This window comes from Helicobacter sp. 23-1045 (assembly GCF_053654655.1).
Genome location: NZ_JBSIUR010000016.1, coordinates 1 through 24,726 on the forward strand (window position 1 = coordinate 1; position 24,726 = coordinate 24,726).

A 24,726-nucleotide genomic window follows, 5' to 3' on the forward strand; every position below is an offset into this window, starting at 1 on the left:
CCGAATCTCGCCCGCTTCGTGGTGCAAAAAATCGGATTCAAGGTTGCAGTAGTGCAACCGCCGATTTTTTGCTAGAAGCGGATAAGCGAGGCACTCCCCCTAAAAGCGAAAAAGCGGCTGCTTTTTGGGAACACAATTAAATGATTGGGGGAGCGGAGCGGGGGCGGGGGGTGCAGCCCTTTTTGCGAAAAGAAATAAGTGAATCAAATGCTGAAAGTGGCGAAAATCTCGTAGATTCTGCGATTTTCGTATTTTTTATTAAATTCATATATTTTTCGTGCGAATCGCAGAATCTAAAAAGAGATTCTTTGCTCGTTCGCAATGACGGCGTGGGATTTTTAGATTGCCACGAATGGACTTCGTCCATTCTCGCAATGACGGAATGTGTGGATTGCTTCGGCAAATCAAGATTCGCCTCACAATGACGGAAAACACACAAAACAGCAGAATCTAAACTAAAAAACATAGATTGCCACGAAAATCCTTGCGGATTTTCTCGCAATGACGAAATTTAGCATACTAGATTCTGCGAATTTTTGACTTTTTTAGTGCCCAGATTCTGCGAAATTCGCAGAATCTAAAATAAAAATTACCCACCCCCTTAATCCCCCTCCGCAAGGGAGGGGAAAAATAACGCTAGATTCTGCGATTTTACTTTAAAAATAATGCCAAATTCTGCGATTTTGCGTCAAAGACGCATTTTCTCGCAATGACGGAATATGTGGATTGCTTCGGCGAATCAAAATTCGCCTCGCAATGACGAAATTTAGCACACTAGATTCTGAGAAAATAGGGCAGATTCTGCGATTTTCTCGCAATGACAAAATCCGCGCTAATTTCTACGATTCACCACCAACATTCACTCAAATCTAAAACTGCATTCCCACTTCCAATCCCCACACCTGCGTCTTTTTCAGCGGTAAATTCCATTGAAAAAATCCTTGCGCGAAAATATCCGCACTCTGCATTATTTTCACGCCCACGCCAAGATGCACTTTCAGTCCAAAGAGAAAATTCCCCTTCAACTTGCCCTCGCTGTTGTAGTTATTCAAAAATATCATTTTCGTATTTAGTCCCCAGCGCAGGCGCATCATCGACATTATCGCCCCCTCGCCGAGACTTTCCTCCCCCCACGCGCCAAGCGGGAAATAAATCAAATGCAGATTTTTCATCGCTCCGCCCGTGTTGTGCGATAAATTTTGATACCCAAGTCCAATATACGCACTACCAAGCATCGTCCCCAAACTCTTAAAATGCTCATCTAACCGCATCCCAATGCGATATTCCGCCTCCCATCCATTATGTTTTATGCCACTTTTTTGCTTATCTTGTGAGAATGACCCTCGCGCCAAAAGTTCGTGCATCGCGCCTGTCGTGGGGAAAAATATGCGCGCTTGCACATCGTGCAAATAAATATCATAGGGTTTTATCATCCCGCCAAATCCATAAAGTGCCTCGATATAGACGAATTTCTCGACTTGCTCTTGCTTGTTTGCGTAGTTTGCGTGAGAAAATGCGCAAAATAGCATCAAAATGCAGATAATTTTTTTCATTGAAAGTGCCTTTTTTTGATTTTAAAAAGCGGATTTTATCATAAAATATTATAATTTTTAAAATTTTTGGGGGCAAAATGAGAGATTTAAAAAAACTGCTAGATTATCACTACAACGCGCGAAATACGGACTTTGAGTTGAGTGAGGATAAACCAGACCCGCTTTTTGCGCTAAAAAAGGCGGTGGAGAAAAAATATGATTTTGTGGATGAAATCGCCGTTGTGTGCGCACTTTTGGCGTATGGCAATGCAAAGCAGATTTTAAAGACGCTATTAAATTTGGACTTTAAAATTTTGGGCGATAAAAATGCGATTTTGCGCGCTAAATTCCCGCATTACCGCTTTCAAAGAAGCGAAGATATAAAAATGCTATTTTTGGCATTAAGCGAAATAATCGCGCGTGGCGGGATAAAACGCATTTTTGCAAATGCGTATAAAAATGCGAAATTGCAGTTAGATTCTGCGAAATTTAACCCTGCTTTTGAAGCGAAAAATCCCACAGATTCTGCGAAAATCGCAGAATCTCCCGTCATTTGCGGTATAAATGCGATGATTTTCGCGCTAGATTCTGCGCTAAAAAATCAAATAATTTCGCCAAATCTCACACATTCGCAGAATCTCGCAAAATCTCGCAAAAATTCGCAGAATCTCACAAAATCTCCCCAAACTTCGCCCACTCTCCCGCACGGACTAAAATTTCTCATCGGGCAAAGGGCGACAAACGCCCACTCATCGCCACTCAAACGATGGAATTTATTTCTGCGATGGATGGTTCGCAAGGATAATATTGACTTTGGATTTTGGGGCGAAGTATCAAGCGCGGATTTGATTTTGCCCCTTGATACGCACACTTTTCGCCTCTCACAAAAATTAGGACTTTTGAAGCGCAAAAGTTATGATTTGCGCTCCGCCCTTGAAATCACGGCAAATTTAGGCAGATTCTGCGCTGATGACCCCGTAAAATACGACTTTGCACTCTATCGCTTGGGACAGGAAAAAATGCTTTAATTTTTATAAATGACAAAATTCCGCACATTAAAATTAAATAAAAATGCCACGCCGCTCGCAAAAATCTTACCCACCATCGCAGGAATTTTAAGCACATCCACGCAAACATAAAGCACCAAAATATCAATGCAAAGTCCCGCAAAACTCACCAAATAAATCAGCGCACTTTCCTTTAAAAGCGAGTGCTTTGGGGTAAAAATAAACTTTCGCGCCAAAATAAAATTCCACAAAGTCGCAACGATAAACGCCAAAAATCCGCCACCTAAATAATGCAAAGCGCAAATCTCCACGCATACAAAAAACACAATCCAATTGATAATCGCCGCGCTTCCGCCCACAAGCACATATTTAAATAACTTTTCCACTTTGCTCCACGCACTTAAATTTTTCGCATTTTAGCAAAATTATTAAATCCGCACTGAAAATAATAATGCCCCTCCATTTTTAACCCCGCAAACTCCGCATACCGCGCCAAATCCGCCTTGTTGTAATATCGCTTATGGTCTCTTATCTCTGCTTCATCAATCAATTTTAATTTATAAGATAAAAATTCTAAAATCGGTTTTGCCGCGTGAGATGGGACACTCAAAAGCAAAATACCATTTGCCTTCAAAACTCGCTTTATTTCTTTTAACATCAAAAGCGGATGATTCAAATGCTCCAAAACTGCTAACATACACACGATTTCAAAACTCTCATCTTTAAAAGGCAGTGAAACTAACTTGCCTTTATGTGAGCGTTTATGCAAGCGTTTATGCAAACTTTTATACAAATCCCCCCCCCGTTTGCAGAATCTAAAAGTGCAGAATCTTCGAAATCATCGTGCAAAGCACCCTTAATCTCGCCCTTTTTTTCAAAAAAATAACTAAAAGTCCGCAATTTCGCAGTTTGAATATCAGGTGCTTTGAAATCAATACCAATGCCTTGCGCGATAAAGGGTTCAATCTCTCGCAATAACTTCGCCTCCCATCCGCACCCCACATCAAGCACACGCGGATTTGCAAACTCGCTTAAATGCGGTTTGATTTGCCTAAGGCGCATTTGGCGCAAAAATCTATCTAAAAATCCCTCTTTCATCTCTCATCCTTTTTTGCGTTAATATATGCCTTGCGCCCTAAAAAGCGCGTTTCTTTGATTTGATGGGTAGAATAAGGCGTCATCGGGCGCGGTTCGTAGGTGAATGCTTCGTAACCATCTTTTGCGCTATCGCTTCGATGATAAATCTCCACGCCAAAATCGCTAATTTGCTTTTTGGCAAAGATGGGCAGGACTTTTGGATTTTGCTTTATCGCTCCAAGTCTATCGCGAAACATATTTGGCACACTCACAAATGTCAAAATAATAAGTAGCACAAGGTAAATGCGCCGTATTTTCGCCCCTAAAATCGCACTAGGAAATAGCAAACAAAATATAATCAAAATCATATACATATCGCGCGTAAGTTTCCAAAATGGAAAAAGCGTAGCGATAAATAAAATCGCAAAAAGTGCCTTTGTGCGGGGAGATTCTGCGATTTTAATCTGTGAAATATTATACGCCATAAAAAGTCCCACAAGCGGGAAAATATACACCATTCCAAATCTTGGGTCTGGTCCCGCATAAAACCAAAATAATATCCCCACCACAACACCCACAAACGCCACTCCAAACGCAGAATCTAATAGATTGCTTTGGCACTTTGTGCCTCGCAATGACGACGCAGGGGTAGATTCTACGCATTTTTTTCGCATTTTGTTATAAAAATAAAGGCACAAAAACAGCGCAAGTGACGCCAAAAAGTGATAAACAAAATGCTTAAAATACCCAAAGTAGCGCGTTTTCATACTAAACCAATCCACCATCCACGCACTTGTTTGCAAGACCTCCACGCAATTTTGCCCCGGCGCCCTTGCCCAGCTCATAATCCAGCACACTTCACTTTCTCTCTGCGCCTCACTCACCGCAAAAGGAAGCGATTTGAAAAATCCCACACTCGCAGGATAGGCAATCATCCCGCTTGTGGCAATGCCCTTTATCGCCCAAGGTAGGCAAAAAATAAGGCAAAAAATGCCAAGCAAAAAATACGCTCTATAAAATTTTGGGCGATAAAAACTGCGATTTAAATAAATGAAAGTTATCGCCACAGCAAGCACTAGCGCGAAATTTGCAATCTTTATCATCGTAGCAAAAACGCTAATTATAAAAAGCAATGCGATGAAGCGATTTTGGGGGAGATTCTGCGATAGATTCTGCGAAATTTGGGGGAGATTCTGCGAATTTTGCGCTAAATTATAAAGCAAAGCACTAAAAATAAAAATGCCAAAAACCGCACCCACACCCTCGCAATAAAGGGCATTAAACTCCGCCCACTTCAAAATAAAACTAAATGGAATAACGCTACACACGATAAAAAGCAAGTGAAATTTGGCAAAATTTTTAGTCACCAAAATATAAATCGCACTAAAAATTAACGCAAAATAAACAATCTCATTTGCGATAAAACTGCGTAGCGCAGGGAAAATTTGACTTACATCCGTAAGTGCGTAAAAATTATAAATAATGCCATTAAACCCAAGTCGCCCGTGGATATTTCCTAACCCAAAAATAAGATTTTCCGCCTGAATGTAAGAGACAATTTGGATGTGATAATTTACCGAATCGCCGATAGAATCGTGGAAAAAACTAAGCACCACAACGGCGAAAAACGCCACACTTGCGCTAAATAAAACTTTTAAATTTAAAAGTTGAAAATCGCGGATTTTTCGCCAAAATGCAAAAATGCCAAATGTGAGAAAAACAATGCTAACAAACGCATTTATGGGGAAAAATAGATGAATTAGCGAGGTTAAAAAAGTAAAAAATATCATTCCACATAAAAGCGAAAATGGCACTTTTAACGCTAAATCATCAAAAAACGCAGAATCTGGCGTTTTTGTTTTTGCCATTGCGAGATTTTGTGAATTTTTGCTTTCCATTTCGTCATTGCGAGAAGTCGCACTTGTGGCGACTTCGTGGCAATCCATTTTGTTATTTTTGGATTGCTTCGTTGCACTCGCTTCGCTTCGTGCGCCTCGCAATGACGGATTTTTTGCACTAGATTCTGCGTTTTTCATTTTATTTGCAGAATCTGCGATATTTTTGTCATTTTTTGGATTAGATTCGCTAGTTTTTTCTCGCAAAAGGGCTGCACCCCCCCCCACCCCGCTCCCCCTACGCGCCAAAAGCTGCCGCTTTTCGCTTTTAGGGGGAGTGCCTCGCTTCTCCGCTTCTAGCAAAAAATCGGCACTCGCACTACTGCTCGCTTGAAACCGATTTTTTGCACCACGAAGCGGGCGAGATTTGGGTGCTTCGCACGATTGATTTTTATTAGATTCTGCGATTTTAGTTTGATTCGCAGAATCTAAAATCGCAGAATCTAAATTTAAATGACTGCCTTGCTTCGCCACAAAAAACCGCATTGCAAAAGATAAAACAACCCATCCGCACCCCACACACGCAATTATCCACAAAAATAGCATAAAAGCAATTTTCAAATCCACAAAAAACCACTCCATACCTTCACCCCCTAAATTTATATTTCACAATCGCCCACAGCGCACGAAATCCGTCCTTTACGCCGATTTTCTTACCTTCCTCATAGGTGCGCCCGTAGTAACTTATGCCGACTTCATAAATGCGAATGCCTTTGATTTTGGCGATTTTAGCGGTGATTTCTGGTTCAAAACCGAAGCGATTTTCCCTAATTGCGATACTTTGGATAATCTCGCGCCTAAACACCTTATAGCAAGTCTCCATATCCGTCAAATTTAGATTTGTCATCATATTTGAAAACAGCGTAAGAAGTCCATTTCCCATTCTATGCCAAAAATAAAGCACACGATGTGAAGCACCACTCACAAATCTAGAACCATAAACCACATCCGCCACGCCTCGCTCAAATGGCGCGAGTAGTTTTGGATATTCATTTGGGTCGTATTCCAAATCTGCATCTTGGATTAGCACCAAATCACCGCTAGCGTGCGATATGCCACTGCGAAGTGCCGCGCCCTTGCCTTGATTTTTGCTATGATAGATGACTTTAAAATGCGCCATTTTGCTGATAGTTGCAAAGTCGCTTTTTTCTAAGTCTTTTAATAGTGCGCTTGTGCCATCAGTGCTGCAATCATCGATGATTATGACTTCCTTTTGATAGGCGATTTTTACAGCGCAGATGACTTTTAGAATGCTTTCAATGGTCGCCTTTTCGTTGAAAACGGGGATAATTATGGAGAGAGTTTTATTCGCAGAATCTAAATTCGCAGAATCTGATGGTGCAGAATCTAAATTCGCAGAATCTAGCGCGATTTGGGGGGGGGGGATTTCATATAAATGCTTTGCATTTTTGCTTCCTTAAATCTTAAAATAAAAACGCAAATTATAGCAAAATTTTTAGATTCTGCGCTTTCAAATCCGCAAGGATTCAATTTGTCCCGTGAAATAAAAGTATTTTTCTAAAACTAATAGCGAGATTATCGCCTCGCGCTTTTTGTCAAAAAACTGCGCTACATATTCGTGCGCGTTGTGAATAATGTCCTTTGCCTCGCGTGGGTGCGTGGCAAAATACTCTAACTTATCCTCCAAATCGCTGTAATCCTCGCTAATCTCCACAAAATGCTCCCCGCCTTTAAGTAGCCCCTCCATAAACCAAGTCTCAAACTTCATCTTTGGCGCGATGGCAAGGGAGTTTGAGCTCATCACCCACTTCAAATTACTCGCCACATCATTGCCCTCCAAAGACAGCAAAAACTTATAAGGCAAATGCTTTGCAATGCCGACTTTGGGCTTTTGCCACGCGCGGTGAATGCTTTTGCTCCCCGTGTGCCCCAAATCACAGCGCGGATTGGCGAAATATTTTTCAAAAAAGCGCGTTCGATGCGGTTGATAAATCCCTCCGCGATAGAAAAGTTTGGAGATTTTATCTTCAAATGCGTAAGTGTCGTTTATGAATGTAAAATGGCGAATCTTTGCCATATTTAGCAAGGTAGAGTTCGCAGAATCTAGCGTAGATTCTGCGTTTTTCAATCTATTTTGCCCCCCCCCATTTGCGTTTTTCGTAGATTCAAACGACTTTTCATAATATGCGCGAATCGGGCGAGATTTTGTAAAAGATGGTTTTTGTAAAAAATAATTCACATCGCCAAAGGCAAAATGCGCCCTAAAATTTTGCGGAAAATACCGCGCATATTCATAAGTATCAAAAAAATACACGGTCTTTTTGTGCGTCCATCGCAGAAAATCAAGCGTTTTTGCCTCTGAATCTAGCGTGATTTTTTCGCTCATTTGGCAGTAGTAATCCACGCGCTTTTTTATGTAGTCCAAATCATCGCGTTTCTCTAAATCGCGCAAGATTTTCTCTCTATTTAATGGCAAGATAAAAAACGGCGTTAGCATTCTAGCGATGCCTTTTAGATTGTAAAAAAGATAGTTATTTTTCAAACGCGCCATTTTGCCTCCATATTTTAGCACCTTTTAGCACCTTAAAAAGTTTCCATTCGCTATTTTCAAAAATTAGCGTTGTTTTGCTTTGAAAATCGGCATTAAAAATATTTAACTGCTCATATTCCGCACTCCAAAGGACGAAATCCGCCTCGCTCAATCGCCCCTCATCGCCTGTGGCAAATCCGATTCTGTGCGTATTTAAATACAGCGCGCGGGGTTTTAGCGAGATTATTATGGCATTTTGCGGTATTTTTTGCCTTATAATTTCAAAGACTTCAAGCGACTCTTTTGAATAAGTTCCGGCATTTATGTTTGAAGTCCTACCCACCGAGTTTTTAAGCGATATATCCAAATAATTTAAGTGCAAAAAACTCCCCAAAATCAACAGCAAAATGACGCTAATTGCAAATCTATAAAATTTCCTACTTTTGGCAATCCCGCTAAAAGTCCAAAATAGCAAAAACGGCACAAGCGGGAGGACAAATCGCACGCCAAAAGTCTCCATCCACAAAAGCAATAGCGCAAAATATCCAAAGTAAAATATTAAGAAAAATGCACTTGATGAAATCGCAGAATCTAGCGCATTTTTCGCAGAATCTGCCATAGATTCTGCGAATTTATCAAAAATCCCACGCAAAAGAAATGGCAACAAGCACAACGCCAAAATCGCAAAATCAAACGCACCTAAATCAAAAAATTGATTAAATCGCAGCGAATAAGAAAGCAGATTCTGCGCGATGCGTGGGATGGAAATATGCGCTAACTCGCCAAAATGCCCGCTTGTGCCACTTGATAGATTGAGTGCAATTAGCATAAATCCAAGTGCAAAAATCGCATAAGGAATGGCGTGGATTTGCCACGAGTAGGGCGAATTTATGTAGTTTAAGAGACGAAATGCGCGGAGTTTGAAAATTCGTGGCGCAAAGTGCTTTGCCAAAAGAATCCCTTGCATTGCCATTAGCGCGCATAAAATCACAAATCCATTTATGCGAATCGTTGCGCTAAAAAGCATAAAAATTCCGCCAAAAATGGCGATGAAAATGCCACTAGATTCCCCCTCCCTTGCGGATTTGTGTTTTTCTTCCCCCTCCCTTGCGGAAGGGGCTAGGGGGTGGGTAATTTTTATTTTAGATTCTGCGATTAGATTCTGCGAAATTGCGCTAGATTCTGCGTTTTGTATTTTATTCACAGAATCTAGATTCCGCGTTTTTATGTGAGATTCTGCATTTTTCGTTTGAAACGCAGAATCTAATGCGTTATTTTCCGTCATTGCGAGATTTGACGAAGTCAAATCGTGGCAATCCAAATTAAAATCTAATCCGTGCGAAGCACCCTTAATCTCGCCCGCTTCGTGGTGCAAAAAATCGGGAGCAAAGGGTGCAGTAGTGCCACCCGCCGATTTTTTGCTAGAAGCGGAAAAAGCGAGAGCCCTCCCCCTAAAAGCGAAAAGCGGCAGCTTTTGGCGCGTAGGGGGAGCGGGGAGGGGGGTGCAGCCCTTTTGCGAAAAAGAAAGCGAATCTAAATCAAAAAACGGCAATTTTATCGCAGAATCGCAGAATCTAAAAAGAGATTTTTCGCTTCGCTCAAAATGACAAATTGATTTGGATGATTGCTTCGCTTCGCTCGCAAATTCTGCGAATTGCCACAATTCTGCGTTAAACGCAGAATCTCGCAATGACGAATCTATTTTAGATTCTGCGTTTTTCGTTCGATTCGCAGAATCTAGCGCAGATTCTGCGTTTTGCTCTCCATTTGCAAGATAGTGGGGATTTTTAGAGTTGCCAAATAACTTTGCCAAAATAATAATCGCACAAAAGCAAAATAGCAAAAAGCAAACATCGCTTAGCATATCATTTGCCACAAAGTAAGTCATATAGGGATTTAGCGCGAAAAATAGCGTGGCAAAAATGGCGTAGATTCTGCGAATTTGCGTGGCCACAAAACATATAAAAAATCCCCACAAATATAGCGTAGCAAAGGATATTTACCATTTTTAGGGCGATGATATTTAGTCCAAAGATTTTATATGCGATTGCAAGTAACGCCGGAAATCCCCACGGATACGCACTTGGTCCAATCAACCAATCGCTTTTTGTCATCATAAAGGCATTATCATTGATATAATCCGCGCTTTTGCCTTGCGCTAGGGCGATTGCCTGTGAAATATACGCAGAATCATCGCTCCAAAAATGCCACCCATCAATGACTTTTGCATAGCATAAAATCAGCGCAATTATCGCTAAAATTAGCGCGATTGCCAAATCTTTTGCCAAATCCCGCTTTGCGGGGAAAGTCATCGTTTTTTTACCCCGATTTGATGATACTCAAAGCCACTCAAATCAAAATGCCTCCAAATATTGCGCCCATCAAAGATTATGGGATTTTTAAGTCTATTTGCGATTTGCTTAAAATCTGGACTTCTAAACTCTCTCCACTCAGTTAGCAAAACAAGCGCGTCTGCTGAATCTAATGCGCTATATTTATCATCGCAAAATTCAAGTGAATCTAGCACATTTTTCAAATAAAACTTCGCTTGATTCATTGCCTTTGGGTCAAAACAGCGGATTTTCGCGCCATTTTTTACAAGCGCGTTTATTAGCGTAAGCGAGCTTGCCTCTCTCATATCATCGGTTTCTGGTTTGAATGCCAATCCCCAAATCGCAAAGATTTTGTCTTTTAGATTCGCACCAAATTTTGCGATGATTTTCTCTACCAAAAGCATTTTTTGGGATTCATTTACGGCTTGAATCGCCTGTAAGATTTTGGGCGTGTAGCCGTTGTCGATTGCGGTTTTTTCTAATGCCTTTATATCTTTGGGGAAGCAACTCCCGCCATAGCCGCAGCCCGGATAGATGAAGCTATATCCGATTCGCGAATCTGAGCCTATGCCTAAACGCACATCGTTTATATCTGCGCCTATGCGCTCACAAATTTGGCTCATTTCGTTTATAAAGCTGATTTTGGTGGCAAGTAGCGAATTTGCGGCGTATTTTGTCATTTCGGCAGATTCTACGCTCATAGCGATAAATCTATCGCTTTTTACCAAAAATGGCGCATATAGTGAGCGCATAATCTCTAATGCCTTTTGCGAATCTGCCCCAATCACCACTCTATCAGGGCTCATAAAGTCTTTTATTGCTACGCCTTCTTTTAAAAACTCTGGGTTGCTAACGACATCAAAGTCGATTTGCAATCCGCGCTTTTTTAATTCGCCATCTATTATGCCCCGCACAACCCTTGCCGTGCCGACAGGAACGGTGCTTTTATCCACCACCACGCAATATTTTTCGATAATCCCTCCAATATCCTGCGCCACGCTTTTCACAAAGCGCAAATCCGCGCTCCCATCATCGCCCATAGGTGTGCCAACGGCGATAAAAATCACTTCTGCCTTTTGCAATGCTTCGCGCTTATCGGTGGTGAATCTCATCGTATTTTTGGATAGATTTTCTTTTATCATTTCGCTTAGATTTGGCTCATAAATGGGGATAATGCCGTTTTTTAGATTCGCAATTTTGCGCTCATCAATATCAAGGCAAATCACAGAGTTGCCCATTTGTGCAAAACACGCCCCCGCTACAAGCCCCACATAGCCACTGCCGATTATGGTTATTTGCATTTGTTATCCTTTAAGATAGTTTCAAAATATTCAATCGTATGCTTTAAGCCATCTTTTAGCGCGACTTTTGGACTCCAATCTAACTCTTTTTGCGCTAGTGTAATGTCTGGTTTTCGCTGTTTTGGGTCATCTTGCGGGAGTGGGTGAAAAATAAGCTTTGATTTAGAATTTGTCAGGCGCAAAATCTCATTTGCAAGTTCAAGTATGCTAAATTCGCTAGGATTGCCAATATTCACAGGTCCCGTGAAATCGATGCGCGAATCCATTAGCTTTATCATTCCATCTATCAAATCATCGACATAGCAAAAACTGCGCGTTTGAGTCCCATCGCCATAAATGCTAATGTCCTCCCCGCGCAACGCTTGAATGATAAAATTGCTCACCACGCGCCCGTCATTTGGGTGCATTCGCGTCCCATAAGTATTAAAGATTCGCATAACTTTTATGGGGAGTTTGTGCTGACGATGATAGTCAAAAAATAGCGTTTCAGCGCACCTTTTGCCCTCATCATAACAAGCGCGAATCCCGATAGGATTGACACAGCCACGATAGGATTCAACTTGCGGGTGAATCTCAGGGTCGCCATAAACTTCGCTAGTGGAGGCTTGGAGAATCTTTGCCTTTACGCGCTTTGCAAGTCCTAGCATATTTATCGCGCCTACCACAGAAGTCTTTGTCGTTTGCACAGGGTCGAATTGATAGTGAATAGGACTTGCAGGACAAGCTAAATTATAAATCTCATCGACTTCCACATACAGCGGAAAAGTGATGTCGTGGCGCATAAATTCAAAGCGCGGGTGAGATAGCAAGTGGGCGATATTTGCCTTTGTGCCTGTGAAAAGATTATCCACGCAAAGCACTTCATCGCCCCGCTCTATAAGCCTATCGCACAAATGCGAACCTAAAAATCCCGCCCCACCTGTAACCAAAACTTTTTTATATGTCATTTTTATCTCCCTTTACAATCCCTTATATGTGGAATCATCTCTTTTGTCAATTTTTATAATCTCAATGATTTTAAATGTGCCGTTTTTGACAATGCCAATAAATATTCGCCAATTCGCCATCGATAGCGATTGTCATCAAACCCTTTCAAACGCCTCGCATTAGGCAATTTGCAAGGATTGTCGCTTAGTGATAGCGTATTATTTAAAAAATAATCAATTCTATCAAACTCACGTGGTGCGGATTTGGATAGATTTTTTAGCAATTTATCGACTTGTTTTTTGATGATTATTTCATAGCTCATCATAGCCCTTATTGATTAGCGATTCGACTTCTTTTGCTAATGTGTTTTGCTCTTTTGGTGTGCGTAAATTTTCTCTTTGCCGTGCAATTTTGTAAGATTGCGAATCTTTATAAGCCACAAACTGCGATTTATTTGCATTATTTTTAGCCTTTATTTTGACTTTTGATTGTAAAAAAGCAATCAAATTGCGCGTATCTTTTAATTTTTCGCTAATTTTTTGCTCTTTTTTTTGGGTGCTTGTAAGCGAATTTAGTAGCTGTTTGTGCGACATATTTGCGTATTTTTCATAATCTATTATAGATTTCATTGCTATTCCTTTCATAACTAAATGCAAAATTATACAATAAATTCGCAAATCTATTTAGCAATTTTGCCCTCTTGGTAATCGTAATCCGTGTTTATTTCCCAAAGATTTAGCGATTTTTGTCCTAAAATTTTATCTGCGCATTTTAGTCCCATTAGCAAACTATGGTCTTGATTGTTGTATTTAAATGCGCCGTTGCGCCCGATGAAATACAAATCGCTGAATTTATCTAGCGCGTCATAAATTTGATTTAGATTCGCCTTATAACCGCGCTCATACACGGGATAAGATTTGTGGATTTTAAGCGTTTGTGTGCGTTTGATTTGGCTAGATTCTGCGATTATCGCAGAATCTAATAAATCATTTTTGGCGATTTTTATAATCTCATCATCGCTTAGATTCCACAATCGCTCATCATCATTTGCCCAATATTCTAAACATAAAATACTCTCACTTCTGCCACAGCGCAAATCTTTTGTCCAATTTGCAAAGTTTGTGATTCTGCCTGTGGTGATATTTTTTGAATGCACATAAATCCAATTATCACTAAATAGATTTGTCTTTTGTGCGCGTTGTCTTTTGGCGATAAATCGTGGAGACTTGCCACTCGCTTCGTCAATGGACGCATTAGTCCTATTTCCTTGCTCGTGGCTACGCAACCCCGATTTCTCATCCAAAATACTTCCGCGCGAAGTCTGTTTTTTATTCTCAGATTCTGCGTTTTGGCAGTCTATTTTATCGCCAATCTCCACATACACCAAAATCGTATTGCGAAATTTTAGCCTTTGTGCCAAATCTTTTATCGCAGAATCCAACTCATCTAAACTCATCACCATATCCCTAAATGGCGCGGTAGAAATCACTATATCGCCATAAATTGCGCCATTTTTGGTGCGAATCCCAATGGCTTTTTTATCCTTTGTGATTATGCCTTGCACTTCCGCATTGCAGATAATTTTCCCGCCACGCGAAATAATCTCTTTTGCCATATTTTCATACACCACACCACAGCCTTTTTTGGGATAGCTAAATTCATCAACTAGCGTTTTGTGTTTTTTGCTTTTATCGCCAAAAAACGCGCTTTTGATTGCTTCATATAAATTTAGTCCTTTGATTCGTTGTCTTGCAAAGTCGCTATCCAAATCCTTGCATTCAATGCCCCAAAGTTTTTGTGTGTAGGATTTGAAAAATATACTATAAAGTCGGTAGCCAAAGGCATTTGCCACCCAGCTTTCAAAACTATCTCCGCGAAACGGCTTAATCTTTGCCTTTATAAAGCTCAGCACACAAAGCGCGGATTCGATAATCCCTAGCTTAAAAAGAGCGTCAAATCCGCGCAGTGGATAATAAAAGAATTTTTTGTTATAAAAGATTCGCGTTAAGCGACTAACTTTTTCGCTCTGCCCGTTTGTGTGCGCACTCCAAAAGTCATTTAACCGCTCATCTTTGCTAAAAAATCTATGCGGTCCAATATCTACGATTTGATTAAACATATTTAGGCTTTTGCTCATTCCGCCCACGCTCGAATCCACTTCATAGATTTCTACCTCATAGCCATTTTCAGCCAAAACTCGCCCCGCACTCAATCCCGCCACACCTGCGCCGATAATCAAAACTTTTTTTGCCATTTTTGCCCCCTTAATATCGCTCATTTTTATGCCACGCAAACGCGCTTTTTAAAATCGAATCCAAATCGTAAAATACAGGATTCCATCTTAAAATCGCCTTTGCCTTTTTCGCGCTTCCTACTAGCTCCGCAGGGTCGCCACTTCTGCGTGATTCGTAAATGCAAGGAATTTCGCTATTTGTGATTTCCCTTGCTTTTTGTAGCACTTCTAGCACAGAAAACCCAGCCCCATTGCCTAAATTAAACACTTCGCTTTTGTCATTTTGCTCCAAATATTGCATTGCCAAAATATGTGCGCTTGCCAAATCATCAATGTGGATAAAATCTCTCACACAGCTACCATCGCGCGTTTTATAATCAACGCCAAAAATACTAATAGATTCGCGCTTTTTAAGCGCAGTTTGCAAAACTAGCGGGATTAAGTGCGTTTCAGGGCTATGAGATTCGCCAATGTCAAAAAAATTACTCGCCCCAGCGGCGTTAAAATATCGCAAGGCGACATATTTTAGCCCATAAGCATTTGCATAATCAGCCAAAATCTGCTCTATCATTAGCTTACTTCGCCCATAAGGATTGATAGGATTTTGCGGGTGGGTTTCGCTAATAGGCAATTCAAGTGGCACACCATAAGTGGCGCAAGTGGAGCTAAAAATGATATTTTTGACGCCCACTTCGCGCATAGATTCTAAAAGATTTAGCGAGTTTGCGACATTGTTTGCGTAGTATTTTGCGGGATTTATCACGCTCTCCCCTACATACGCAAACGCCGCAAAATGCAAAACGCACGAGATGTCATACTTTGCAAAAATCTCTTTTAGCGCGAATCTATCGCCCAAATCCGCTTTGATAAATGTAGTAGTGTTTTGATTTGTTAGATTTGCACCTTTTGCCAAAATATTAGCTTTTTTGAAAAATTCATATATATTTGAATCCAAAAGCCTAAAATCCAACGCTTCTTTATGCCCATAAACCAAACTATCCACCACAATCGTGCGAAATCCAAGCGTATTTAGCATTGCATTTACACAAGAGCCGATATATCCCGCCCCGCCTGTGATTAAAATGTATTTTTCATTCATCTTTGCTACTTTGAAATTCCTAAAAATTTCAAATAAAATTCACGCGATTTTTGCGCTTCGCAGAATCTGCTATAAATCCTACAAATCCCACTAGCGCAACTATGCTTAATGGCAAAATAGGCGACATATAGCGCGTTTCAGGCACGGGCGAAAATGCAGCGATGAAAAATGCACTCCAAAAAGTCGCAAAACTCACTGCAAAGCAAAATATTAAAAGCGCATTATTTGTGAAAATCGCAGAATCTAGGGCAGATTCTGCGAATTTCGTGTGATTTTGGTGAGATTCTGCGAAATTTTGCATTTTTTTCGTCATTGCGAGACTTGCTTGCAAGTCGTGGCAATCCAAAGATTCCCCCTCCCTTGCGCTAGGGTGGTGCAGGGGGTGGGTAGAATTCAATTCAGATTCTGCATTTTTATGTGAATTTATAAGTTTCGCAGAATCTGCAAAAATATCCTTTCGCCCCCTCCACAAAATCGCACTTGAAAGCATTAAAATCACAAATCCCACACCCACGCCCCAAGCGTGATTTAGTAAGATTTTGTGGTTGTAAAGAAATGTGTAGATTTTCTCTCTCAAAGGCGAAAAATTAACGCTTCTTTGCGCTTCTTTAAATCCGCCCACTACCGAAATATGCCATTCGTGTGTTGCCTTTTCTTGCATTTTTTTCGCATCAAACATCCACGCGGGATTTTGCCACCACATTGCCTTGAAAAACCTTGCTTCGTGGCGCAAAAAATTAAGTGGATACTTCGCAATCGCCCTTAACCACTGCGTTTTTAGCCCCTTTAATTCTTGCGGTAAAAATGGTCGCTCATCATCATACGCCCAAGTTACATTCATCGGGTCGGCATTTAGCGGATATTTTTCATAAAGTGCCACCACATCGCTAAAATTTTTATGCGGATAATACCACTCTTTTTTAAAGCAATTTTCGTCATTTGCGGGGACACAAGCCCCTGCGATTTGGTGTAAAAATGGATGATTTGCTGCGTGACTTTTGCTAGTTTGCAAAACTTTTGGGATGAAAATCACAACTGCTAGGCACAAAATCGCGCTTAAAATGATGAGTTTTGTGCCAAATTTGCAAAATATCGCAGAATCTAAATTGCGATTTTGCAAAAACAAATAAATAATAACAAAAAACGCAGGATACACGCTAAAAATCGCATTATGTCGCCACAAAATCGCAAAAAACATTAGAGTAAAAAGCAAAATCCAAAGAGACTTTTTGATGATTTTATGGCATTTAGATTCTGCGAAAATGAGAAATAAAAGCAACGCATAAATGCAAAATACCATCATCGGCAGCGCAAAACTATGATATTGAATGAAATTTTGAAAGTAGATATTGCCAATAAATGTGGGGAAAATTAGAAGCAACGCAAATGGATTTTTAAAGCGCAAATAAAATCCAGCGATTAAAAACCAAATCCCCAAATAAAACGGCACGAGGTTAAACAAAAAGAGATAATATAGATTTTTGCCAAAGATAATATAAAGTCCTTGCAAAATATATGCGATAAACACGGGATGCCAATTGTTTTTCGCGAGTGCGATGGAGTTATAAGTATCGCCGATGATATGAAATCCCGGAAACCCTAGCCAAAAGCTAAAAGCGCAAATCCCAGCGCAAAGCGCAAATGCGAATGCTAAAAATGCGTAGTCTTTGGGATTTATTTTTTGAGATTTTTTGTAAAGTGCAGAATCTCGTTGAGATTTTTTATAAATCGCAGAATCTCGCGCGCCAAAATTGTCATTTTGATTTGCGCCAAAATTGTCGTCCGTAGGCGCAGAATCTTGTGCGCCAAAAGTGTCATCCGTAGGCGCAGAATCTTGTGCGCCAAAATTGTCGTTTTGAGCCGTAGGCGAAAAATCTCTATTTTTAGATTTTTTGCTACAAGATTTTTTAAGATTTGCCACTAAAATCGCCCATTTCATCGGCAAATCCTTGAAATGCGCCTTGTGATTGCGAAGCGAAGCGCAAATGTAGCGAAGCAAAGCTGATTTATAAAAAGCGGAGATTTTGCGGGAGTTAGATTATGGCGAGTTCGATTATGACGAGTTAGAGAGCGATTTCCCCCCCCCCCCCGTTTATGAGAGATGTGATTTTCATAAATTTCCTTTTAGTGATTTTAAAAAGCGCGAATTATATCAAAAAATGCGAAAAATAAAGCGGATTATTTTGGCGATTTTTGCATTAAGATTCTGCGATTCTGCGCCAAGATTCTGTGAAATTGCGTTAGATTCTGCAACATTTTGTGCGCTTCGCAGAATCTAAAAAGTTCCCCCTCCCTTGCGGAGGGGGATTTAGGGGGTGGGTAATTTTCGTATGAGATTCTGCGTTTTTTGTTTGATTCGCAGAATCTAGAATTTGCCTTTTTTCCGTCATTGCGAGATTGTGTGAATTTTCGCTTTCCATTTTGTCATTGCGAGAAGTCGCACTTGTGGCGACTTCGTGGCAATCCACAATAAAATCAAATCCGTGCGAAGCACCCGAATCTCGCCCGCTTCGTGGTGCAAAAAATCGGATTCAAACGAGCAGTAGTGCAACCGCCGATTTTTTGTTAGAAGCGGATAAAGCGAGAGCCCTCCCCCTAAAAGCGAAAAGCGGTAGCTTTTGGGGACACAATTTAATAGTCGGGGGGGGGGGGGAGCGGAGCGGGGGTGCAGCCCTTTTTGCGAAAAGAATCTAGCGAATCAAATGATAAAAATGGCGAAACTATTGCAGATTCTGCGATTCGTGCAAAAAACGCAGAATCTAACGCAGAATTGCAGAATTTAAAATGAGATTTTTCGCTTTGCTCAAAATGACAAAATGAAGTGCGATTCGCAGAATCTTGGATTGCTTCGGCACTTTGTGCCTCGCAATGACGAAGTGGTGGGGGGGGGCAGATTCTGCGATTTTCTGTATTTTTTCCGTCATTGCGAGATTTTGCGTAGCAAAATCGTGGCAATCCATTAGGGAGAATCTGCGTTTTAGGCGAATCGCTTACTTGTAACGAATCTGCATTGATTTGCTTTTTGGTTATTGATTTGTTATTTTTATTAGATTCTGCGATTTTTGTGCGAGTCGCAGAATCTTGGATTGCTTCGGCACTTTGTGCCTCGCAATGACGGCGTGGGGGCAGATTCTGCGATTTTTACATTAAGATTCTGCGTTTAGATTCTGCGCTAGAATGCCATAAAGGCGGGTTTTGAAGTCTTGGACGATATTTTCAATCTCTTTTTTTATTTCCTTTTCAATCTCTTTTTTTATCTCGCTTTTCGCAGAATCTTTTGGCGCGCAATCCTCCACGCCATTGATTAAATCAAGCGATTCACGCAGTTTGCTTAACTCGCCCAAATCCAAAATATTCTCAAACTTGCCCTTATCAATGCGGGCGATTTCCTTCAAATTCGCGTTAAATCGCGCCAAAGAGCGCATCAGCGTTTCCTTATAAATAGGACGCAAAATATCAGCATTTTCATCAAATCCCACAAGGCAGATGGGTTTGCTAATGCCCTCATCCACGCAATCCGCGATGACGAACTCGCACTCATCAAAATCGCTCACATAATCGCCCAAATACCCTTCAAGCGTCCTTTGCAAAAGCGGTGATTGCACCAAAATGTGGATTTTCACACTTCCCTCCAAAATTTTTCTAAACTCAAATCTGCATTCAAAATCGCCCAAACTCCAAAAATCACCCAAAATATCTCTCAAAAATCGCCCAAACTCCAAAAATAGACACAGAGCAAACCGCCTAAACCACCTGCTGCGGGTCGATATCGATTGTCAAAGGCAGATTTTTACAAAGCGACACTGCGCCAATCAACTCTTTTGCACTTTTTGCGCGGAGTAATAAAAAATACCGCCAACGCCCTTCTATGCGCTCGATGGGTGCTTTGCTAAGTCCGATTATTTCGATATTTTTTTGGGCGGATTCTACTATTTTTTTGGCGTTTTGCAAAATATTTTTTGCTTTGCTTTCATCTTTGTTTTGCGCGATGAGCAGGGCGATTCTACGGAATGGCGGATATAAATTCGCCCTATTTTGCAACTCAAATTTTAAAAATTTTTCATAATCATCCATAAAGCGCGTGAAAAACTTCGCATTTTTCGTCTCTATCACCACCTCGCCATCACTTTTCCGCCCCGTGCGCCCCGCAATCTGCACCAATAGACTTACCGCCCTTTCATACGCGCGAAAATCGCTACTATTTAGCAACGCATCAATGCCAAAAATCGCCACAAGCGCGGCGTTGTGATAATCGTGCCCCTTGCTAATCATCTGCGTGCCGACTAAAATGTCGATTTTTTTATCACTAAACTCGCCCAAAATACGGCGCATTTTGCCCTCGCTCTTTATCTCATCCCTATCAAAAATGGCGATTTTTGCGTGTGGGAAGTGATTTTGCAGTTGTTTGCAAATCTCTTGCGTGCCGATTTTTAGTGCGCGAAATTCATCGCCACCGCAACTTTGGCAAGTTGTCCGTTTGTCAAAAAAAGGTTTTGCAAATCCGCAGTGGTGGCAAATAAGCGCATTTCTTTTGGAGTGCAAACTCAAATTTATCGCGCAATTTTCGCACTTTATCCCGCCCCCGCAACTCACGCATTGCAACACCTTAAAATTCCCGCGAATTGGGACAAAAACGATGATTTGGCGTTTGCTTTCTAGCGTAGTTTTGATTTTATCAAGCATATTTTGCGATAGCATCTCATCATCAAAACTGATTTTCCTCTCCCCCGCAAAATACCCGCCACGAAGGCGAAAGAGCGCATTTTCGCGTGAAAAATTATAATAACTATTCAAACTAGGCGTAGCACTGCCCAAAATTAGGCGAATGTTTTGCTTTTGCGCCAAAAATATCGCCAAATCACGGGCATTGTAGCGTGGCGAAGTGCTACTTTTATACGCCTCATCGTGCTCTTCATCAACGATAATCAACCCCAAATTTTTCACAGGCAAAAATAGCGCACTACGCGCTCCGGCGATGATTTTCGCAGAATCTAAATTTGCCAAAATCGCTTCCTTTTTTGCCTTGCTGATTTTTGAGTGCCAAATGCAGACTAAATCCCCAAATACGCCCTTTAATCGCCTCTCCATTTGCGGAGTTAGCGCGATTTCCGGCATTAGAAATATCGTGCTTTGATTTTTTGCGATGGTGGCGCAAATGGCGTTTATGTAAATCTCCGTTTTCCCGCTGCCCGTGTCGCCAAAAAGCAGAGTTTTTGGGTGGGAGAAGATAAAATCTAATGCGCCTTGCTGAGCGCACGATAATCGTGGCAAATCCGCAGAATCTAGGGGAGATTCTGCGAATTTTGCATTAGATTCTGCGTTTAGATTCTGCAAAATTGCGTTAGATTCTGCGAATTTTGCACGATTCGCAGAATCTGCGATAATTTCGTCATTGCGAGAAAATTCGCAAGAATTTTCGTGGCAATCTAAAAATTGTGCGTCAGCACCCTTAATCTCGCCCGCTTCGTGGTGCAAAAAATCGGATTCAAGGTTGCAGTAGTGCAACCGCCGATTTTTTGCTAGAAGCGGAGAATGCGAGGCTCTCCCCCCTAAAAGCGAAAAAGCGGCTGCTTTTTGGCGCGTAGGGGGGAGCGGGGTAGGGGGGTGCAGCCCTTTTTGCGAAAAAGAAATGAACTTCAAAAAGTGTTTTGGTGACGGATTCGCAGAATCCAAAAGAGATATTTCGCTTCGCGAAGTCAGACAAATATTTTTAAATTCGCCAAAATTCGCAGAATCTAAAAAAGTTTTTGGTGCTTCGCACGGATTTGATTTTTTTATAGATTGCTTCGTTGCACTCGCTTCGCTCCGTGCGCCTCGCAATGACGAAATGAGCGTAGATTCTGCGTTTTTGTGCGAGATTCTGCCTTTCGCAGAATCTGTATTTGCAAATTCTGCCCTGCGAGTCGCCAAATCTACGGAGTGACTACCCAAATGCAAATCAAACGCCTCCAAAGGCAAATTTTGCGTCTCCAAAGGCGAATCGCCACATTTCCCAAGCACCATAATGCCAAACGCCACGCCCTCGCTCACGCAATAATAACTCGCCACAAATCGCCCCAAAATCGCTTGATTTTCCGTCAAAAAAAACTCACTTTGCTCCGCTACTTCGCACTCAAAGTTTGGTTTTGACGCAGAATCTAGCACAATTCCAAGCACAATTTTATTTTTTATGGAGATTTTTACAATGCTGTTTTTTTGCAAGTGTGTGGGGGATTTGTAAATTAGCGGTGGGAGTTTCAGTCGCAGGGGAGCGATTTTGTAATAGTTCATCGCTCCATTTTGCCAATCAAATCTTGCAATCTATCCTCCATCTCCGCGTATTCTTGGCACTTTTGGATATATGCTTTCAAAATATCTTTTACATCCACATCGCGCGCAGATAGCACATTTTCTATCTCGCTTTTTGCGCGTTTATTGATGCTAGCGATATTAACCTGTATTTTTTTGCCAGAAATTAGCAGGTTTATATTGAGTTTGGAATCCACTTATTTGCTTGCTTCATCGATTTTATCGATAAGATTTTCATACGAGCGGTCGCGCGAGGCAAGTTCCTCATAAAGGGCATTTATCTGCTTGTCTTTCTCTGCTTTTTCGCTATTTAGCGCACTATTTTCCAAGCGCAAACTCTCAATTTCCTTGCCTTGCTCGCTTAATCGTTGCAGAAGTTCGTCAATTCGCTGTGATAGTCGCTCTAAAATACTCATTTTCAATCCTTTATAAACAAAATGTGAAATTGTAGCAAAAAAATTATAATTTTATGCGATTTTTTAAAATGCGAATTTTGGGGGCAGATTCTGCGTTAATTGCAGAATCTTGGATTGCTTCGCCCTTGCCTTTGGCAAGGACTCGCAATGACGGATTTTTTTGACTTTTGATTCGCAACGCAAATCACAATCCGCAGGATTTGCGAGCGTAGCGAAGCAACCATCGAAGTAATGGCGGTGTGGCTTTGCGCCGTTTTTGCGCAAAATGAGCGAAATAGAACTGATGGGTTCATTGAGCGAAATTTTGTGCGAAAACGGCGCAAATTGCATACCCCAGAACAAATTGCGCTAAATTCCGCCGTTTGCTTGGTTTATCGCATTTAGCACTGCTTTCGCCTTATTTAAACACTCCGTGTGCTCATTCTCCGCCACACTATCGCTCACAATCCCCGCCCCCGAGCGCACCACAAGCTCATCGCCCTTTTTATACACGAGGCGAATGGCAATGCAACTATCCATATTTCCGCTAAAATCCAAATACCCAATCGCCCCGCCATACACACCTCGCGGACTTTTTTCTAGCTCGTTTATAATCTCACACGCGCGAATCTTTGGCGCACCGACAAGCGTCCCCGCAGGTAGCACCGCGCTAATGGCATCAAGAGCGTCTAAATCATCGCAAATCTCGCCCTTTACGCAAGAAGCGATGTGCATAATATGCGAGTAGCGGACAACTTGCATATATTTTTCCACCGCCACAGAGCCGATTTTAGCGACTTTGCCAATGTCATTTCGCCCCAAATCAACTAGCATATTATGCTCCGCGCATTCTTTTTCATCGCTCAAAAGTTCGCGCTCTAATGCCTCATCCTCGCGCTCATTTGCCCCACGAGGACGCGAACCAGCAAGCGGATAAGTATAAAGCGTTTCATTTTGCAATTTTACAAGCGTTTCAGGCGAAGCTCCCGCCATTTCGATACAATCGCTACTAAAATAAAACATATAGGGCGAAGGATTTGTGGAGCGCAGAATTCGATAAGTATCAAAGAGACTGCCCTTTGCGTGTGCGCGGAGCGGGTTTGAAAGCACCACTTGAAAAATGTCACCCTCTTTAATGTAGCCCTTTGCGCGTTCTACCATAGCGCAAAATGCGTCCTGCGTGAAATCAGGTGTGAATTTACTTGTGAGATTTAGTGGCGATGGCTGCGGAATCGCGCCTAATGGAGTGCGCTTTGTGAGAATATCTTGCAAAGATTTGAGATTGATTTGCGCCTTGTTGTAGGCATTTTCCAAATCATTTAGGGCGATATTTGTGATAAGGACGATTTTTTGGCGCAAATTATCAAAGGCGATTAGCGAATCAAAGAGCATTAAATCAATGTCGTTAAATGGGGCGGATTCTGCGCTAGATTCTGCGTTTTTCACACGATTCGCAGAATCTGCAAACATTTTATCGACTTTTGCCTCGCTGTATCGCAAATATGAGTATGAAAAATATCCCACAAGTCCGCCACAAAATGGGGGCAACTCATCAATTTTTGGACTTTTATACTCACGCAAAATCTCGCGGATTAGTGCGTTTGGATTGCCCTTGTGTGCGGGAGATTCTGCGCCGTTTAGATAGACGCATTCGCCCCGCGCGGTGATTTCTAATTTTGGTTTAAATCCTAAAAAGCTCCACCGCCCCCACTGCTTCCTATCCTCCACGCTTTCTAACAAAAATGTATGCGTGGAGTGCGACTTCAAAATCCGCATCGCCTCAATAGGCGTGATAAAATCGCTCAAAAACTCCATCGCCACGCTTACGCGCTTGTAATCGCGGATATTTGGAATCGCGCGAATTTCATCGATTTTTGGATACATTTTGCTTCCTTTTGGCGGTGATTTTTGCGCGAAATTATAATGATTTTTTGTTAAAATACGCCTTTTTACGGAGGGCAAATGCAAAATTTTATGCGAATATTTTGGCAAAGCAAAGTCTATTTTTTCATCGCATTTTATTGCGTTGTTTTGGTTGCATTCTCGCGCTATGCGCCGAATTTGGATGATTTGGGATATTTTGCGCTAATTTATCAAAAAAGCACCGAAATATTTACCACTTATGGCGGTGGAAATCCGCTCGATGGG

At 41.4% G+C, this 24,726-nt stretch carries 32 protein-coding genes; 7 read left to right on the forward strand and 25 right to left on the reverse strand.

The window, feature by feature from the left end:
• Positions 1-140 precede the first annotated feature (140 nt).
• Positions 141-425, forward strand: a complete 285-nt coding sequence (locus ACWIUE_RS10910) for a hypothetical protein (protein ID WP_454136794.1) — start codon at positions 141-143, stop codon at positions 423-425.
• A 231-nt stretch (positions 426-656) separates the two neighbouring features.
• On the opposite strand, the gene ACWIUE_RS10915 is transcribed toward ACWIUE_RS10910, so the two are convergent.
• Positions 657-824, reverse strand: a complete 168-nt coding sequence (locus ACWIUE_RS10915; RefSeq protein WP_454136795.1) for a hypothetical protein — start codon at positions 822-824, stop codon at positions 657-659.
• A 45-nt stretch (positions 825-869) separates the two neighbouring features.
• Positions 870-1,553 (reverse strand): hypothetical protein, encoded by a 684-nt coding sequence (locus ACWIUE_RS10920; protein WP_454136796.1) that lies wholly within the window; start codon positions 1,551-1,553, stop codon positions 870-872.
• Between the two features lie 77 nt (positions 1,554-1,630).
• Between ACWIUE_RS10920 and ACWIUE_RS10925 the strand changes: the two genes are divergently transcribed.
• Positions 1,631-2,560 carry a TIGR02757 family protein gene (locus tag ACWIUE_RS10925; protein WP_454136797.1) on the forward strand — a complete coding sequence of 310 codons (930 nt, stop codon included), beginning with the start codon at positions 1,631-1,633 and terminating at the stop codon, positions 2,558-2,560.
• On the opposite strand, the gene ACWIUE_RS10930 is transcribed toward ACWIUE_RS10925, so the two are convergent.
• From ACWIUE_RS10930 to ACWIUE_RS10950, 5 genes are read right to left on the reverse strand one after another with little or no spacing between them, the layout of a single operon-like run.
• Entirely contained in the window at positions 2,557-2,925 is a 369-nt protein-coding gene (locus tag ACWIUE_RS10930) for a GtrA family protein (protein ID WP_454136798.1), read from the reverse strand. The genes ACWIUE_RS10925 and ACWIUE_RS10930 overlap by 4 nt on opposite strands.
• A gap of 14 nt (positions 2,926-2,939) precedes the next feature.
• Complete coding sequence (locus ACWIUE_RS10935) at positions 2,940-3,332, reverse strand: class I SAM-dependent methyltransferase (protein WP_454136799.1); 393 nt, start codon at positions 3,330-3,332, stop codon at positions 2,940-2,942.
• Positions 3,278-3,637, reverse strand: a complete 360-nt coding sequence (locus tag ACWIUE_RS10940) for a hypothetical protein (protein WP_454136800.1) — start codon at positions 3,635-3,637, stop codon at positions 3,278-3,280. The genes ACWIUE_RS10935 and ACWIUE_RS10940 overlap by 55 nt, the downstream gene beginning before the upstream one ends.
• Positions 3,634-6,093 carry an LIC_10190 family membrane protein gene (locus tag ACWIUE_RS10945; RefSeq protein WP_454136801.1) on the reverse strand — a complete coding sequence of 820 codons (2,460 nt, stop codon included), beginning with the start codon at positions 6,091-6,093 and terminating at the stop codon, positions 3,634-3,636. The genes ACWIUE_RS10940 and ACWIUE_RS10945 overlap by 4 nt, the downstream gene beginning before the upstream one ends.
• Before the next feature lie 4 nt (positions 6,094-6,097).
• Positions 6,098-6,805 (reverse strand): glycosyltransferase family 2 protein, encoded by a 708-nt coding sequence (locus tag ACWIUE_RS10950; RefSeq protein ID WP_454136829.1) that lies wholly within the window; start codon positions 6,803-6,805, stop codon positions 6,098-6,100.
• On the opposite strand from ACWIUE_RS10950, the gene ACWIUE_RS10955 reads away from it, so the two are divergent.
• Positions 6,804-6,932 carry a hypothetical protein gene (locus ACWIUE_RS10955; protein WP_454136803.1) on the forward strand — a complete coding sequence of 43 codons (129 nt, stop codon included), beginning with the start codon at positions 6,804-6,806 and terminating at the stop codon, positions 6,930-6,932. The genes ACWIUE_RS10950 and ACWIUE_RS10955 overlap by 2 nt on opposite strands.
• 50 nt (positions 6,933-6,982) lie before the next feature.
• On the opposite strand, the gene ACWIUE_RS10960 is transcribed toward ACWIUE_RS10955, so the two are convergent.
• From ACWIUE_RS10960 to ACWIUE_RS11005, 10 genes are read right to left on the reverse strand one after another with little or no spacing between them, the layout of a single operon-like run.
• Positions 6,983-8,023 (reverse strand): glycosyl transferase family 90, encoded by a 1,041-nt coding sequence (locus ACWIUE_RS10960; protein WP_454136804.1) that lies wholly within the window; start codon positions 8,021-8,023, stop codon positions 6,983-6,985.
• A complete protein-coding gene (locus ACWIUE_RS10965; protein WP_454136805.1) occupies positions 8,004-9,956 on the reverse strand; it encodes a hypothetical protein in 1,953 nt (650 codons plus the stop codon). The genes ACWIUE_RS10960 and ACWIUE_RS10965 overlap by 20 nt, the downstream gene beginning before the upstream one ends.
• Entirely contained in the window at positions 9,868-10,314 is a 447-nt protein-coding gene (locus ACWIUE_RS10970; RefSeq protein ID WP_454136806.1) for a hypothetical protein, read from the reverse strand. Before ACWIUE_RS10970 ends, ACWIUE_RS10965 begins: the two co-directional genes overlap by 89 nt.
• The gene (locus tag ACWIUE_RS10975) at positions 10,311-11,636 is read right to left on the reverse strand and encodes a UDP-glucose dehydrogenase family protein (RefSeq protein ID WP_454136807.1); all 1,326 of its coding nucleotides are present in this window, start codon (positions 11,634-11,636) and stop codon (positions 10,311-10,313) included. Before ACWIUE_RS10975 ends, ACWIUE_RS10970 begins: the two co-directional genes overlap by 4 nt.
• On the reverse strand, positions 11,627-12,583 hold the full coding sequence (locus ACWIUE_RS10980; protein ID WP_454136808.1) for a UDP-glucuronic acid decarboxylase family protein: 957 nt from the start codon (positions 12,581-12,583) through the stop codon (positions 11,627-11,629). The genes ACWIUE_RS10975 and ACWIUE_RS10980 overlap by 10 nt, the downstream gene beginning before the upstream one ends.
• Positions 12,584-12,636: 53 nt before the next feature.
• Positions 12,637-12,885: a type II toxin-antitoxin system RelE family toxin gene (locus tag ACWIUE_RS10985; RefSeq protein WP_454136810.1), complete on the reverse strand. Its 249-nt coding sequence runs from the start codon at positions 12,883-12,885 to the stop codon at positions 12,637-12,639.
• A complete protein-coding gene (locus ACWIUE_RS10990) occupies positions 12,875-13,192 on the reverse strand; it encodes a hypothetical protein (RefSeq protein ID WP_454136811.1) in 318 nt (105 codons plus the stop codon). Before ACWIUE_RS10990 ends, ACWIUE_RS10985 begins: the two co-directional genes overlap by 11 nt.
• A 50-nt stretch (positions 13,193-13,242) precedes the next feature.
• Positions 13,243-14,817 (reverse strand): FAD-dependent oxidoreductase, encoded by a 1,575-nt coding sequence (locus ACWIUE_RS10995; RefSeq protein ID WP_454136813.1) that lies wholly within the window; start codon positions 14,815-14,817, stop codon positions 13,243-13,245.
• 10 nt (positions 14,818-14,827) lie between these two features.
• Positions 14,828-15,895 (reverse strand): UDP-glucose 4-epimerase GalE, encoded by a 1,068-nt coding sequence (gene galE, locus ACWIUE_RS11000; RefSeq protein WP_454136814.1) that lies wholly within the window; start codon positions 15,893-15,895, stop codon positions 14,828-14,830.
• A gap of 28 nt (positions 15,896-15,923) precedes the next feature.
• Positions 15,924-17,834, reverse strand: a complete 1,911-nt coding sequence (locus ACWIUE_RS11005; RefSeq protein WP_454136816.1) for a hypothetical protein — start codon at positions 17,832-17,834, stop codon at positions 15,924-15,926.
• Positions 17,835-17,919: 85 nt separating this feature from the next.
• On the opposite strand from ACWIUE_RS11005, the gene ACWIUE_RS11010 reads away from it, so the two are divergent.
• A complete protein-coding gene (locus ACWIUE_RS11010) occupies positions 17,920-18,174 on the forward strand; it encodes a hypothetical protein (RefSeq protein ID WP_454136817.1) in 255 nt (84 codons plus the stop codon).
• Here ACWIUE_RS11010 and ACWIUE_RS11015 read toward each other — a convergent pair.
• On the reverse strand, positions 18,136-18,363 hold the full coding sequence (locus ACWIUE_RS11015; RefSeq protein WP_454136818.1) for a hypothetical protein: 228 nt from the start codon (positions 18,361-18,363) through the stop codon (positions 18,136-18,138). The genes ACWIUE_RS11010 and ACWIUE_RS11015 overlap by 39 nt on opposite strands.
• On the opposite strand from ACWIUE_RS11015, the gene ACWIUE_RS11020 reads away from it, so the two are divergent.
• Both ACWIUE_RS11020 and ACWIUE_RS11025 read left to right on the forward strand, forming a co-directional pair.
• The gene (locus tag ACWIUE_RS11020; RefSeq protein WP_454136819.1) at positions 18,341-18,589 is read left to right on the forward strand and encodes a hypothetical protein; all 249 of its coding nucleotides are present in this window, start codon (positions 18,341-18,343) and stop codon (positions 18,587-18,589) included. The genes ACWIUE_RS11015 and ACWIUE_RS11020 overlap by 23 nt on opposite strands.
• On the forward strand, positions 18,561-18,683 hold the full coding sequence (locus ACWIUE_RS11025; RefSeq protein WP_454136820.1) for a hypothetical protein: 123 nt from the start codon (positions 18,561-18,563) through the stop codon (positions 18,681-18,683). Before ACWIUE_RS11020 ends, ACWIUE_RS11025 begins: the two co-directional genes overlap by 29 nt.
• Here ACWIUE_RS11025 and ACWIUE_RS11030 read toward each other — a convergent pair.
• The 7 genes from ACWIUE_RS11030 to ACWIUE_RS11060 all read right to left on the reverse strand — a co-directional run bounded on the left by ACWIUE_RS11030 (position 18,655) and on the right by ACWIUE_RS11060 (position 24,462).
• Positions 18,655-18,855 (reverse strand): hypothetical protein, encoded by a 201-nt coding sequence (locus ACWIUE_RS11030; protein ID WP_454136821.1) that lies wholly within the window; start codon positions 18,853-18,855, stop codon positions 18,655-18,657. The two genes, ACWIUE_RS11025 and ACWIUE_RS11030, sit on opposite strands and share 29 nt — an antisense overlap.
• Before the next feature lie 186 nt (positions 18,856-19,041).
• Positions 19,042-19,599 carry a hypothetical protein gene (locus tag ACWIUE_RS11035; RefSeq protein WP_454136822.1) on the reverse strand — a complete coding sequence of 186 codons (558 nt, stop codon included), beginning with the start codon at positions 19,597-19,599 and terminating at the stop codon, positions 19,042-19,044.
• A gap of 40 nt (positions 19,600-19,639) precedes the next feature.
• Positions 19,640-22,165: a replication restart helicase PriA gene (gene priA / locus ACWIUE_RS11040; protein WP_454136823.1), complete on the reverse strand. Its 2,526-nt coding sequence runs from the start codon at positions 22,163-22,165 to the stop codon at positions 19,640-19,642.
• Positions 22,162-22,380: a hypothetical protein gene (locus ACWIUE_RS11045; RefSeq protein WP_454136824.1), complete on the reverse strand. Its 219-nt coding sequence runs from the start codon at positions 22,378-22,380 to the stop codon at positions 22,162-22,164. The genes priA and ACWIUE_RS11045 overlap by 4 nt, the downstream gene beginning before the upstream one ends.
• Complete coding sequence (locus tag ACWIUE_RS11050) at positions 22,381-22,599, reverse strand: hypothetical protein (protein WP_454136825.1); 219 nt, start codon at positions 22,597-22,599, stop codon at positions 22,381-22,383.
• Between the two features lie 63 nt (positions 22,600-22,662).
• Positions 22,663-22,941 carry a hypothetical protein gene (locus tag ACWIUE_RS11055; protein ID WP_454136826.1) on the reverse strand — a complete coding sequence of 93 codons (279 nt, stop codon included), beginning with the start codon at positions 22,939-22,941 and terminating at the stop codon, positions 22,663-22,665.
• 6 nt (positions 22,942-22,947) lie between these two features.
• A complete protein-coding gene (locus tag ACWIUE_RS11060) occupies positions 22,948-24,462 on the reverse strand; it encodes an anthranilate synthase component I family protein (protein WP_454136827.1) in 1,515 nt (504 codons plus the stop codon).
• Positions 24,463-24,540: 78 nt separating this feature from the next.
• Between ACWIUE_RS11060 and ACWIUE_RS11065 the strand changes: the two genes are divergently transcribed.
• Positions 24,541-24,726: hypothetical protein (locus ACWIUE_RS11065; protein WP_454136828.1), on the forward strand; the 186-nt coding region annotated here is incomplete at its 3' end.